This window comes from Aestuariirhabdus haliotis, from assembly GCF_023509475.1.
Classification (GTDB): Bacteria; Pseudomonadota; Gammaproteobacteria; order Pseudomonadales; family Aestuariirhabdaceae; genus Aestuariirhabdus; species Aestuariirhabdus haliotis.
In genome coordinates this window covers 112,915-126,023 of the sequence record NZ_JAKSDZ010000003.1, presented here as the reverse complement: position 1 = coordinate 126,023, position 13,109 = coordinate 112,915, and the positions used below count along the sequence as shown (strand labels likewise).

Below are 13,109 nucleotides of genomic sequence, written 5' to 3'. Positions count from 1 at the left end.
CAATTAGAGTTGGATGCCAGAGAAAGACATAAAGCCAAGCGACATCAGACCAACGGTCAGGAAGGTTATTCCTAAACCACGCAGGCCTTCTGGCACATCACTGTATTTCATCTTCTCACGAATTCCCGCCAGTGCAGTGATGGCTAACGCCCAGCCGATACCGGCTCCCATGCCATAGACAGTACTTTCAGCAAAATTGTAATCCCGCTCTACCATAAACAGGGAACCCGCCATGATGGCGCAGTTCACAGTGATCAGGGGCAGGAATACGCCCAGGGCGTTATAAAGCGCCGGGACATACTTATCGAGTACCATTTCCAGGATCTGTACCAGAGCGGCAATAACACCGATATAGCTCAGCAGTCCGAGGAAACTAAGGTCCACGTCTGGTAATCCAGCCCAGGCCAATGCACCATCTTTCAACAGATAGGTATAGATCAGGTTGTTGACTGGAACCGTTATAGTAAGCACCACAATAACGGCGATACCCAGGCCAAGCGATGTCTGAACTTTCTTTGAGATTGCGAGGAAAGTACACATTCCCAAAAAGAAGGCCAGAGCCATGTTTTCAATAAAGATCGCCTTTACGAAAAGGCTTAAGTAATACTCCAACATGATTACAGGGCCTCCGTCGGTTTAGTGTTCGGGCAAATCTTGAAATCCGGGCTCTCGATTTGCTCGGTTTTCCAGACGCGTAAGGCCCAAATCAGCAGCGCGATGATAAAGAATGCGCTGGGTGGTAACAGCAACATGCCGTTAGGGATGTACCAGCCACCATCGTTGACGGTTGGGAAAATAGTCACACCAAACAGCTTTCCAGCTCCGAACAGCTCACGAATGAACGCCATTGCAAGCAGAACGATACTGTAGCCGAGGCCATTACCAATGCCGTCAATGAAGCTAATCACCGGTGGATTCTTCATGGCAAACGCTTCTGCTCGCCCCATAACAATACAGTTGGTAATGATCAAGCCGACAAAGACAGATAACTGCTTACTGATTTCGTATGCAAATGCCTTCAAGGTCTGGTCAACCACAATTACCAACGAGGCAATGATGGTCATCTGACAGATAATGCGAATGTTGTTTGGAATTTGTGAGCGAATAATCGACACGAACAGGTTGGAGAAACCGGTTACCGCAATTACCGCGATACACATTACGATTGTAACCTGCAGGCTACTGGTTACTGCCAAAGCGGAACAAATCCCAAGAATTTGCAAACCAATTGGGTTGTTTGCAAAAACCGGATTTAGCAGAACCTCTTTCATGGTTGGAGCCGACATATCAAGCCTCCCCTGCTTTCAAGTTAGCCAGGAAAGAACCGAAACCGTTCTCACCAAGCCAGAATTTCACCAGATTTTCTACACCACGGGTGGTCAATGTTGCACCCGCCAGGCCATCAATCTGGTGGTCATAGTCAGGACTGTTACGGTCGGCTCCGGTTTTCGGGAACGTCAACTTTACGTTGTTGTTATCGTCAAAAACCTTTTTGCCAGTCCATAAGCCTGTCCAGCGTGGATTATCGACTTCACCGCCAAGCCCGGGAGTTTCCCCCTGGTCATAGAAGCCAAAACCAACCACGGTTTTCATATCTCCTTCCAGAGCCAGAAAACCATACATGGTAGACCATAAGCCATAGCCGTGAACTGGCAAGATGACCTTGTCCAGTTGACCGTTACTCTCTACCAGGTAAATAGTAGCGAAGTTGGCGCGACGTTTAATGCTAGCAATATCAGTCTGCCCATCGAGGGCATCCGACATGGCAGGGTTTTTCGCTGCGCTGCGTTGGTCATAGCTTTCGGCTGAGACCTCATCGGTAAACTTGCCAGTACGCAGATCCACCACGCGCTGGGTAATCGCTTGGAACTGCTGGCTTACGGTATTGCTCTCATAAGGAATGTCCGCAATCTTCAGGATCGACTCCTGTTTGGCGAGCAGTTTGTTTTTTTCCTGAAGCGGCTTCAGGAAAACGGCAGCACTGGATACCACTACGGCGCACACGAGGCACAGCAGTACGGTAACCGTCACTGTTTTCTGGATTGTGTCGTTATTAGCTGACATTGGTACGAGCCTCCCGACGTTTAATATTGGCTTGCACCACAAAGTGGTCAATCAATGGCGCGAACAGGTTGGCAAACAGAATCGCCAGCATCATGCCTTCTGGGAACGCAGGGTTCACCACTCGAATCAGCACTACCATGACGCCGATAAGACCGCCGAAGAAAAGCTTGCCGGTATTGGTCATGGATGCAGACACCGGATCAGTTGCCATAAAGTACATACCGAAGGCGAAACCACCCAGTACCAGATGCCAGTACCAAGGTACACTAAACAGCGGATTGGTCTCGGAACCGATGGCATTGAACAGCAAGGAGGTAGCAACCATGCCGATCATGACGCCACCTACGATCCGCCAGGAGGCGATTCCCATAACCATCAGGATAACACCGCCAATGGTACAGGCGATGAAGGAGGTCTCTCCGATAGAACCCTGGATACTTCCTGCTGCCGCATCCCACCAGGTGATACCGCCAGCCAGAATCTGCTCAACACCACCGCTGGCGGCTAGACTCAGCGCGGTTGCGCCACTAAAGCCATCGACCGCGGTCCAGACAGCATCACCGGAGATTTCTGCTGGATAAGCAAAAAACAGGAACGCACGCCCAGCCAGTGCCGGGTTCATAAAGTTCTTACCCGTGCCACCGAATACCTCTTTGGCAATTACAACACCAAAGCTGATACCAAGAGCGGCCTGCCACAAAGGCAAGGTTGGTGGAACAATCAGGGCAAACAGGATAGAAGTAACGAAGAACCCTTCATTAACCTCATGCCCGCGGACCATAGCGAACAGAACTTCCCATATGCCACCGATGATAAACACCGTCATATAGATGGGCACAAAGTAGGCTGCGCCGTGGATCAGGTTGTCCCAAACACTGGATGAGTCGTAACCGGCAAAAAGCCCGATCACCCAGCCGCGCCAGCCTTCAGCCTCAGCAACACCGAGAACCTGCATGGCGTCGTTGGCTTGCATGCCTACGTTGTACATACCGTAGAACATCGCCGGGAACACACAGAACCAGACGGTGATCATGACCCGCTTCAGGTCGATACCATCACGGACGTGCGCGTTGTTTTTGGTAACAGAGGATGGGGAATAAAAAATGGTATCAGCCGCCTCATAGAGGGCATACCATTTTTCGTATTTGCCACCTTTTTCAAAATTTGGCTCGATCTTATCGAGAATCGCTCGTAAACCCATGGATCAGCCCTCGATAAATATGCGGTTAAGGTTATCGCGCAGGATAGGACCATACTCGTATTTACCTACACAAACGTAGGTACACAAGGCCAGGTCATCTTCATCCAGCTCCAGACAGCCAAGTAGCTGTGCCACTTCGGTATCGCCAACGATCAAAGCACGCAGCAACTGCGTTGGCAGAATATCCAGAGGCATCACTTTTTCGTAGTTACCGATGGGCACCATGGCACGCTCACTACCATTCGAGTTGGTGTTGAACGGCAGCTTAAGGCTGCTAGACAGCTTGGACAGGTAAATACCCATGACGGAGTGTTTTTTGGTGCCAGGAGACAGCCAACCGAACAGCTCGCGATGAGTACCCTCAAGTAATATTGAGAGCTGATTATGATAACGACCCAAATAAGCGAGGCCGGTACGGCCGGTACGGCCGCCAAACACGGAGCCAGAAATAAGGCGATTCTTACCACCCTCTTCTTGCTCGTTTGCTGCCAGCTCTTCAAGGCTTGCGCCAAGACGGGTACGAATCAAGCGAGGATTACTTGCCTGTGGACCCGCGACAGCAATCACCCGATCGGTAAATAATTGCCCGGTGGTGAACAGTTTGGCGATAGCAATCACGTCCTGATAGCCTATCGTCCATACCGTTTTGTTAGTGCCCACCGGGTCCAGATGATGAATATGAGTTCCAGCCAAGCCGGCAGGATGGGGCCCGGAAAACTCCTCGACGCGTGCGTCTCCGGCAGGAATATCCGCACCTGGAGCCTTGCAAAGATAGACGGTCGGAGCAAGGCGAGACAGCAGAAGCAAGCCCTGCTCAAAGGCCTCTGACTGCTCAGCAATAACCACCTGAGGATCTGCCGACAACGGATTAGTATCCATAGCCGTAACAAAAATGGAATTCGGGCGGCTCCCCAATTCGGGAACCCGAGAGTATGGGCGGGTGCGCAACGCAGTCCACATACCGGAACGAACCAGGTTTTCTTCGACTTGCTCGTCACTGAGGGTTGCTAATTCGGAGGGAGTATAGCTAGAAAAGGATTCAGCCTCGTCGCCCTCAATATCAATAACTACAGATAACAGTACTCGCTTTTCGCCACGGTTGATGGCTGAAATCACCCCTGCAGCAGGTGCAGTAAACTGCACGCCTGGCGTCTTCTTGTCTGAGAACAATACTTGACCTAGTTTGACGCGATCTCCCACAGCAACGGCCATGCTGGGCTTCATGCCCACATAGTCCGGACCAAGCACCGCAACGCTGTTAACGCTGTTGCCCGGTTCGATGCTCTGCTTGGGAGCACCTGCAATAGGTAGATCCAGGCCCCGTTTGATATTGATCATACGTCTCGCCTATTTCTGATTAAAATTCTGTAGGACAGGCTAGCTGGTAGGTCTATAGACAACGAGGCGCTATACAGTGCAACCGCAATGTTCGGAACCTTGAAACTGTGTCCTGAGCTCGTCACGTCGATTTGTTGTTATATTGACCAGTGCGCCTAATTCCCGCACTAAAAACGCCAGAATTATAATGATCGTGGGCCTATTTTGCTACATATCTCGCTGAAATTATTTGATTTTTAGACGTTTGTGTAAGCTTGGCGAGTCGGTCATTTTGTCACTATCGATTGAAATTCAGGCATTCACTCGATACTGGTTCAGCGTCTGGCAGCATCATCATTCCGCCTTAAGCCCAAAAACAGGATTATTTTCTACCCAACCTTGATCAGGCAGCAACTAACCAAAGACAATACTTCAGGCTAGCTCAAAAAAGCCCCCTCAGAATTACGAAGCCATAAAAAAACCCGCCGGAGCGGGTTTTTAGTAGTCTAGCTACGAGCGTCTCGAATCAAGATTTCGGGAAGACCGGATAATTCACTCCAGCCAAATGCTGCAGGATGCGGTTTACCTGGCAGCTGTAACCAAACTCGTTGTCATACCAGACATAAAGCACACAGCGATCGCCATCGACGATGGTCGCTTCGGCATCAACAATACCGGCATAACGAGAACCCACAAAATCACTGGAAACCACTTCCGGAGACTTCACATAATCGATCTGCTTTTGCAGGTCGGAATGCAAGGAGGTATGGCGCAAGAAGTCGTTCAGGGCCTCTGCGTCAGTACTCTTATTCAGATTCAGGTTCAGGATTGCCATAGAAACATTAGGCGTTGGGACACGAATAGCGTTACCGGTTAGCTTGCCAGCAAGTTCTGGCAGTGCCTTGGCAACGGCTTTGGCAGCCCCGGTTTCAGTGATAACCATGTTGAGTGCCGCCCCGCGACCTCGACGATCACCTTTGTGGTAGTTGTCGATAAGGTTTTGGTCGTTGGTGTAAGCATGAACGGTTTCAACGTGGCCAGACTTGATGCCATATTCGTCGTTCAAAGCCTTCAATACCGGAGTGATGGCATTGGTTGTGCAAGAGGCTGCAGACAAAATAGCATCATCTTCGGAGATCAGGTTGTCATTAACGCCGTAGACGATGTTTTTAATATCACCTTTGCCGGGTGCGGTCAGAATTACCTTGGCAACACCTTTTGATTTGAGGTGCTGACCCAAACCATCTTCATCACGCCACACACCCGTGTTATCAACGACGATAGCGTCGTTGATGCCATATTCGGTGTAGTCGATAGAGTCTGGGGAGTTTGCGTAGATGATTTTGATGGGGTTACCGTTGGCAATGATATAACCGCCTTCGTGATCGATCGTCAGGGTGCCCTGGAATGAGCCATGAATTGAATCACGACGCAGCAAGCTGGCACGCTTGGCCAAATCATCAGCCGCCTTACCCTTACGAACCACGATGGCTTTCAGGTTGATACCGTCGCCACCACCCGCGCGTTCGATAAGAATGCGCGCCATCAGCCGACCAATACGACCGAAGCCATAAAGAATGACATCCTGACCACCGACATTAACGCCATTGCCCTTCTGGTCAATGATGTCAGCGACTTCGGTACGCAAGAACTCTTCTACGCTGCGACCTTCAGCCTGGGTTTTGTATTTGATGGCCAGCTTGCCCAAATCAATGCGGGCGGGTCCGAGATTCATTTCACTCAGGGCCTTAAGAATCGGGTAGCTGTCTTCGACACTTAGGCCACGGCTTTCCATTTGGCGAACAAAACGGTGGGCCTTGATAATATCGATAACCGAGCGGTTAATGATCGCACGACTGTAAACAGAGGTTACAACGTTATAATCGCGATACAGTTTTCCGATAAGCGGAATCATCGCTTCGGCGATGGCTTCACGCTCTTTCCACTTATCAAAACTTCCGCTGATTGTTTCCTGAGTCACGGGTACACCCCTTGCTAGCTGCTGATGACGGTAAAAAAGGGCGCTCATTATCCAGCCTTGCTATCGTCAAAGCAACCGCCCAAGACCATCGATCGGATGATTTTTTTACAAAACCACAGTCTGATGACCAGCAATTCAAGCCGCTCCTCATGCACTGTTTTCCCCTTCATTACCTGTTAATATTCCCTCCCCTTTTTAGCCTTTATCACCGGTATTAGATCTATGCCCAGCGTATTGCCTTCCCCCCTGGACTTGCCCGTAAAAGCCACTGAAAAGCGCTTTTGGGGCGAACTTCATGGTGCAGCTCTGGGCCTGGCGGTGGCCAAAACCGTAGCCCAGCAACAGGGCTTACTACTGGTCATCACTCCAGATTCGGCCAGCGCCGAACAGCTTGAACACCACCTGCACTTTTTCCTGCGAGGCGACAAGAACACCGAAATACTGCCCTTCCCGGACTGGGAAACCCTGCCCTACGACCACTTCTCTCCGCACCAGGACATCATTTCCCAACGTCTGTTGACCCTCTATCAACTGCCCCGAGTCAGTTCCGGGGTCATGATCGTCTCCGTTACTACCCTGATGCACCGACTGTCTCCAGTGGATTACTTGATGGGTAACAGCCTGATCTTGAATCAGGGTGACAAGCTCGACCTGGAAGCGAAACGACGCGAACTGGAGTTTGCCGGTTATCGCTGTGTTGATAGCGTCTATGAACATGGAGAATTTGCCCTCAGAGGCTCAATTCTTGATGTGTTCCCGATGGGCAGTCAGTGCCCCTATCGCATTGATCTGTTTGATGACGAAATCGACAGCCTTAGAACCTTTGACCCGGAAACCCAGCGATCTATCGATCGCGTCGAGAGTATTAAGCTCCTACCAGCCAAAGAGTTCCCTCTGTCCAGGTCTGCTATTCGACAATTCAAAGATGCCTGGCATGAACAGTTTGATGTTGACCACCGGGAATGCTCCCTCTTTATGGATGTCAGCCAGGGTATCAGCCCAGCAGGTGTTGAGTATTACCTGCCGTTGTTTTTCGAAAGCTGCGCGACCCTGTTTGATTATCTACCCGAAGACAGCCTGCTAATGACATTAGGCGGCGCCGAACAGCAGCTACAGCAGTTTTTGGGGGAAGTGCATGAGCGTTATGAAAGCCGGCGCTACGACAGACAACGGCCATTACTGGAGCCTCACAGGGTATTTTTGACCGATGAGGAATACCATCGAAACATTAAGCAGTTTGTACGAATTGAAGTTTCTCATAGCGAGCAAGCAAGCCGAGCAGGGGCGGTCAATTTCGGTTTTGTTGCCACCCCGGAGCTGGCCATCGATAGCCACAGCGACGCCCCTTTCAAGCGTCTGCAAAGCTTCCTCGATAAATCTCCCAGCCGGATTCTGTTTTGCAGCGAATCGGCCGGGCGTCGGGAACAGCTGCTTGAGTTGTTAGCACAATCTGGAATACAGCCTACTGCGTACGATAGCTTCGATGCGTTCATGGTCGGTGAGCAAGCTTTCGGTATTACTGTGGCACCGATAGAAGGTGGCTTCTGGCAACCTGAACATCGATTACTGGTGCTCGGTGAGAATGAGCTCTACGGACAGCGGGTGCTTCAGCGCAGGCGTCGAGACAAGCAGCAAGACCAGTCCGAACTTATGGTTCGAAACCTGACCGAACTTCAGGTGGGAGCACCGGTGGTGCACCTGGACCATGGTGTTGGGCGTTATCAGGGCCTACAAACGATAGAGATAGAGGGCGAGACAGCGGAATTCCTGACCCTGCTTTATGCTAACGAAGCCAAGCTGTATGTGCCAGTCTCTTCCCTGCACTTGATCAGCCGATACAGCGGTACGGAAGAAAGCCTTGCCCCACTCCACCGACTGGGTAGCGAACATTGGGAAAAGGCCAAGCGTAAAGCCGCCGAAAAAGCCCGGGATGCGGCCGCCGAGCTGCTCGATATCTACGCAAGGCGGGCAGCACGGCAAGGGTTCCGCTTCAGTGAGCCGGACAGTAGCTATCATAGCTTTGCTGCCGACTTTCCCTTCGAAGAAACCCCGGACCAGCAAACGGCGATCGCTGCGGTTATTAAGGACATGGCCGCCGAACGCCCTATGGACCGTTTGGTCTGTGGTGATGTCGGCTTCGGTAAAACCGAAGTCGCGATGCGGGCCGCATTTCTTGCGGTACAAAGCAACCGCCAGGTGGCTATTTTGGTACCGACGACCTTGTTGGCGCAACAGCATTATGAGAGCTTTCGCGACCGTTTTGCCGACTGGCCGGTCAATGTCGAAGTGATGTCCCGTTTCAAGAGTGCGAAGCAGATCAGCGATATCCAACAAAAGATTGCTGAGGGGAATGTCGATATTGTTATCGGCACTCATAAAATTTTACAGGCGGAACTGAAGTTTAAGCAGCTGGGCCTGCTAATCATCGACGAAGAGCATCGCTTCGGGGTTCGGCAAAAAGAACGACTCAAATCCCTCAGGGCCGAAGTGGATATACTGACCCTGACAGCAACACCGATTCCGCGAACCCTTAATATGGCGATGGCCAGCTTGCGGGATCTGTCGATCATTGCCACTCCGCCCGCGAGGCGTCTATCGGTTAACACCTTTGTCCGCCAGCAAGACGATTCGGTCACTAAAGAGGCCATATTACGAGAGCTGCTGCGTGGCGGACAGGTTTACTACCTGCACAACGAAGTCAAAAGCATCGAACGGGTCGCCCGCGAACTGGCTGAGCTGGTACCAGAGGCCAGAATTGGTATTGGTCACGGGCAAATGCGCGAGCGTGAACTCGAGCAAGTCATGTCAGACTTTTACCACAAACGTTTCAATGTGCTGGTTTGCACGACCATTATTGAAACCGGTATCGACGTCCCAAGCGCCAACACCATTATTATCGACCGAGCTGACAAGTTTGGGCTCGCGCAACTGCACCAGCTACGAGGCCGTGTGGGTCGTTCTCACCACCAGGCTTATGCGTACCTTTTAACACCCAACCCCAAGGCTCTGACAAAAGACGCACAAAAGCGGCTTGAAGCCATTTCAGCCGCCGCGGATCTGGGCGCTGGCTTTACCCTGGCTACCCATGATCTGGAAATCCGTGGTGCCGGAGAGCTCCTCGGGGATGATCAGAGTGGGCAAATTGAAACCGTAGGTTTTAGTCTTTACATGGAGATGCTGGAACGCGCCGTAGAGTCCATCCGCAAAGGAGAAACACCGGACACAACCTTAGAGCCAGACCAGGGGCCAGAAATCAATCTTCGCGTACCCGCTTTGATTCCCGATGATTATGTGGGAGACATTCATGGCCGTTTGATTCTCTACAAACGCATCGCCAGCGCAACGGATAACAGCACTCTCAGAGAACTACAGGTAGAGATGATAGATCGCTTTGGGTTATTGCCCAATAACGCCAAACACCTTTTCCGAGCTACCGAGTTAAAACTGCAAGCGGCGGCGCTGGGCATCAAGAAAATAGAGGCCTCGGCCAAAGGTGGACGCATTGAGTTTGGCGGCCAGACAAGGGTCGATCCGCTAACAATCGTGAAGTTGGTCCAATCACAGCCTCAGAAATATCGCCTTGAAGGCGCCACTGTGCTGAAATACGGCCTGGATATGGACAGCATTGAACAGCGCTTCGAACGCACCGAACAACTAATGGGCTTATTAACCGCATCATGAAATCATTTTTTCTCAAGATCCTCTGCTCACTGCCTGCTATCGCCATTACGACCCTGCTGGGAATAGCCCCTACGATGGCCTCAGAAACCGATGAAGCCCGCTGGTTTCAGGTTGAACTGATCGTATTCGAGCACCAGGATCCCAATAGCGATGAACAATGGACAGAACGGTACCTGGACAACAGTGTCACTGAGCAGCAAAGCTTCGCTGAGGACGTTGAGCCGGTAATTGTCAGCGAACATGACAATGCGCAATATGAAGCCGAAGCCGACACTGCCCCTGAGCAACAAATAACGGCAACCGAGGTTCAAGAATCGACGCTCATCCAGCTGAGACACGCAGACGGGCAAGCTTTCTACAGTACTCAAATACCCGCTCAGGATACCGGCCGATCAGGCAGTACAAATGCAGCATCCGCCTGGGTATTGCTAGCTGAACCATCACTGCAACTCACCGACAAATCGGCCCGACTGCAAAAAGCGGGAGATTATCAGGTATTGTTTCATCAGGCTTGGCGGCAACCGATGGTTGAGTCCTCAGAAGCTCCATGGATCCGAATCGAAGGGGGCCAACGCTATGCCGACCAGCCTGTGCTAACAGGGTCGGTACGTTTTTCGCTAAAACGCTATCTGCACATCACCACACAGCTTTCACTGACTGAATACGAGCCTTTCCAGAATCTGGCCAGCGAGATTCCGGATGACTACATCAGCAATGAAGCTAACCTGTTAACACCAGCCAATGCTGGCTCACAGAACGGCTACGAACCCTTGCGACGTTTCGATCTTCAGGAAAGTCGGCGAATGCGCAGTAACGAACTGCATTACCTCGATTCGCCGGTTATTGGGGTGTTGGTCAAAATCACCCCCTTTGAACACACCGAGCCCCCCTTGGCGTTAGAGGAGGAACTTTCTGCTGAAACGGCCGAGCAGCAGGATACCTCCCAGACAACAACGCAAACGACCCAATAGAGGTTTCAGGGCTACCCTGCCTTCAGGGTTTCGCTCAATAAGCTAGTGACCTGAGACATCCCACTAGCGATGACCTGATGAATATCATCCATGGTAATGGGTTGCTCGGTTCTACCGGCAGCCCAGTTGACAACCAACGCCAGAGTGGCGTATTCCATCTCTAATTCTCTGGCAAGCGCAGCTTCCGGCATGGCCGTCATACCGATGATATCGACACCGTCACGTTCGAGTCGATCGACCTCGGCAGCGCTTTCGAGACGTGGTCCCTGGGTGCAACCGTAAACACCCCGTTCGACAACATCAAGCCGAAGGCGTTTGGCAGCCAACAACAACTGCTGCCTCAGAGACTCGCTGTATGGTTGACTGAAATCAACGTGTACCACCTCAGTCAAATTTTCGGCAAAAAACGTATGCTCACGCCCCCAACTGTAATCAATGATTTGATCCGGCACGACCAATACTTCGGGACCCATTTCCGTGTGAATACCACCGACCGCATTAATTGCAATTATTCTATCGGCCCCGGCATCCTTCAAGGCTTGCAAGTTTGCACGATAATTGACTTTATGCGGAGGAATACGATGAGGAATACCGTGACGGGCCAGAAACATGACTTCGGCCCCATTGAGTTCACCGTATACGATGGTGGCTGAGGCTTCTCCCCATTGAGTATCGATCGATACTATCTCCGATCGGTTATTCAGACCTTCCAGCTCATAAAGCCCCGACCCTCCAATAATTGCCGTGATGCTCATAAAGACCCTTCCTTGATCGTGCGGGTTGACGGCTCAGGGGCATTATTCGCTGAGACAAAAGCCTCAATTTCCGGAGCGTGAAGCGTTCGTGTTGGAAAAGCTATCTCAGCATTTTCTTGATCGATAATAGACATAATACCCAGCAATATTTCCTGCTTGATTTCATGGTACTGAACCCAGTTTGTGGTCTTGGTGAAACAGTAGACGAAGAAATCGAGTGAAGATGGGCCGAAGCTATTGAAGTTAACGATTAGAGTTTGATTGGTATCGATGGCTGGATGCTGTTGCAGAAAGTTTTTTACCAACCGAATAATGGCTTCAACTTTCTGGGAATCATCGTAACGCAAGCCAATGGTTTCATAGATGCGTCGATTGCTCATGCGCGATGGGTTCTCAACCGAAATACTGGTGAAGGTGGAATTCGGCACATACAGCGGACGCTTGTCGAAGGTACGGATGCGAGTTTGACGCCAGCCGATGTACTCAACGGTGCCTTCGATTTGCTTGTCAGGCGAGCGGATCCAGTCCCCCACCTTGAAGGGGCGATCCAGATAAATTGTCAATCCACCAAAAAAGTTGGCCAACAAGTCTTTGGCAGCAAAACCAATCGCTATCCCCCCGATACCGCCAAAGGCCAATACGCCGGATATGCTGTAACCCAGAGTTTGCAAGGCAACCAGACTTGCCGTGATGATAATCGAAGCCCTTAGCAGCTTGCTGATCGCCTGAAGTGAGGTTTCATCGACGGACTTACCTCGGATATCCCCCTTGCCCAGCACCTCCTCTGCCCCACGCACCAGGCGCACCAGAAACCAGGCCAACAGCCAGACAACCAGCACATCCCGTACCGAGTCGATAGCATCAAAGAGGTGAACGCCCGACCCGCTATGGGCAATATCAATCGCCCAACCGAAACCAATTACCCAGATAAGGAACGATAGCGGCTTTTCTGCAGCCTTGATAATGACATCGTCCCAACGATTCTGGGTGCGCTCGGTTTGCTTACTGAGTTGGCGTAATACCAGAGTAGCTATGTACTGGGCAATCAGGGTCAGGGAGACCACCAAAAACACTTCGTAAGTCCATACATCCCACTCCTTGACCAGAGAGCCAAAACCCTGCAAATACTCCTTCATAAT

At 51.2% G+C, this 13,109-nt stretch carries 10 protein-coding genes; 2 read left to right on the top strand and 8 right to left on the bottom strand.

Annotated features, from left to right (window positions below; translation table 11 throughout):
- Positions 1 to 3: 3 nt before the first annotated feature.
- From nqrE to MIB40_RS03790, 6 genes are all read right to left on the bottom strand, one after another.
- Positions 4 to 615 carry an NADH:ubiquinone reductase (Na(+)-transporting) subunit E gene (nqrE, locus tag MIB40_RS03815; RefSeq protein ID WP_249691017.1) on the bottom strand — a complete coding sequence of 204 codons (612 nt, stop codon included), beginning with the start codon at positions 613 to 615 and terminating at the stop codon, positions 4 to 6.
- Positions 616 to 617: 2 nt separating this feature from the next.
- Positions 618 to 1,271, bottom strand: coding sequence for an NADH:ubiquinone reductase (Na(+)-transporting) subunit D (locus tag MIB40_RS03810; protein WP_406566431.1), 654 nt, complete (start codon positions 1,269 to 1,271; stop codon positions 618 to 620).
- Positions 1,272 to 1,287: 16 nt separating this feature from the next.
- Positions 1,288 to 2,064, bottom strand: a complete 777-nt coding sequence (locus MIB40_RS03805) for a Na(+)-translocating NADH-quinone reductase subunit C (protein WP_249691014.1) — start codon at positions 2,062 to 2,064, stop codon at positions 1,288 to 1,290.
- Positions 2,054 to 3,265, bottom strand: coding sequence for an NADH:ubiquinone reductase (Na(+)-transporting) subunit B (locus MIB40_RS03800; RefSeq protein ID WP_249691012.1), 1,212 nt, complete (start codon positions 3,263 to 3,265; stop codon positions 2,054 to 2,056). Before MIB40_RS03800 ends, MIB40_RS03805 begins: the two co-directional genes overlap by 11 nt.
- 3 nt (positions 3,266 to 3,268) lie before the next feature.
- Positions 3,269 to 4,603, bottom strand: coding sequence for a Na(+)-translocating NADH-quinone reductase subunit A (locus tag MIB40_RS03795; RefSeq protein WP_249691010.1), 1,335 nt, complete (start codon positions 4,601 to 4,603; stop codon positions 3,269 to 3,271).
- Positions 4,604 to 5,108: 505 nt separating this feature from the next.
- Complete coding sequence (locus MIB40_RS03790; protein ID WP_249691008.1) at positions 5,109 to 6,563, bottom strand: glyceraldehyde-3-phosphate dehydrogenase; 1,455 nt, start codon at positions 6,561 to 6,563, stop codon at positions 5,109 to 5,111.
- A gap of 222 nt (positions 6,564 to 6,785) precedes the next feature.
- Here MIB40_RS03790 and mfd point away from each other — a divergent pair, with 222 nt between their 5' ends.
- Both mfd and MIB40_RS03780 read left to right on the top strand, forming a co-directional pair.
- Positions 6,786 to 10,244, top strand: coding sequence for a transcription-repair coupling factor (gene mfd / locus MIB40_RS03785; protein WP_249691006.1), 3,459 nt, complete (start codon positions 6,786 to 6,788; stop codon positions 10,242 to 10,244).
- Entirely contained in the window at positions 10,241 to 11,215 is a 975-nt protein-coding gene (locus tag MIB40_RS03780; RefSeq protein WP_249691003.1) for a CsiV family protein, read from the top strand. Before mfd ends, MIB40_RS03780 begins: the two co-directional genes overlap by 4 nt.
- An 11-nt stretch (positions 11,216 to 11,226) precedes the next feature.
- On the opposite strand, the gene MIB40_RS03775 is transcribed toward MIB40_RS03780, so the two are convergent.
- Positions 11,227 to 11,970 carry an S-methyl-5'-thioinosine phosphorylase gene (locus MIB40_RS03775; protein WP_249691002.1) on the bottom strand — a complete coding sequence of 248 codons (744 nt, stop codon included), beginning with the start codon at positions 11,968 to 11,970 and terminating at the stop codon, positions 11,227 to 11,229.
- Complete coding sequence (locus MIB40_RS03770) at positions 11,967 to 13,106, bottom strand: mechanosensitive ion channel family protein (protein ID WP_249691000.1); 1,140 nt, start codon at positions 13,104 to 13,106, stop codon at positions 11,967 to 11,969. The genes MIB40_RS03775 and MIB40_RS03770 overlap by 4 nt, the downstream gene beginning before the upstream one ends.
- Between the last annotated feature and the right edge of the window lie 3 nt (positions 13,107 to 13,109).

Coding starts and splice junctions, on each gene's coding strand:
- MIB40_RS03795 (WP_249691010.1), bottom strand. CDS start 4,603: ATGATCAATATCAAACGGGGCCTGGATCTACCTATTGCAGGTGCTCCC.
- MIB40_RS03805 (WP_249691014.1), bottom strand. CDS start 2,064: ATGTCAGCTAATAACGACACAATCCAGAAAACAGTGACGGTTACCGTA.
- MIB40_RS03780 (WP_249691003.1), top strand. CDS start 10,241: ATGAAATCATTTTTTCTCAAGATCCTCTGCTCACTGCCTGCTATCGCC.
- nqrE (WP_249691017.1), bottom strand. CDS start 615: ATGTTGGAGTATTACTTAAGCCTTTTCGTAAAGGCGATCTTTATTGAA.
- MIB40_RS03800 (WP_249691012.1), bottom strand. CDS start 3,265: ATGGGTTTACGAGCGATTCTCGATAAGATCGAGCCAAATTTTGAAAAA.
- MIB40_RS03810 (WP_406566431.1), bottom strand. CDS start 1,271: ATGAAAGAGGTTCTGCTAAATCCGGTTTTTGCAAACAACCCAATTGGT.
- MIB40_RS03775 (WP_249691002.1), bottom strand. CDS start 11,970: ATGAGCATCACGGCAATTATTGGAGGGTCGGGGCTTTATGAGCTGGAA.
- MIB40_RS03770 (WP_249691000.1), bottom strand. CDS start 13,106: ATGAAGGAGTATTTGCAGGGTTTTGGCTCTCTGGTCAAGGAGTGGGAT.
- mfd (WP_249691006.1), top strand. CDS start 6,786: ATGCCCAGCGTATTGCCTTCCCCCCTGGACTTGCCCGTAAAAGCCACT.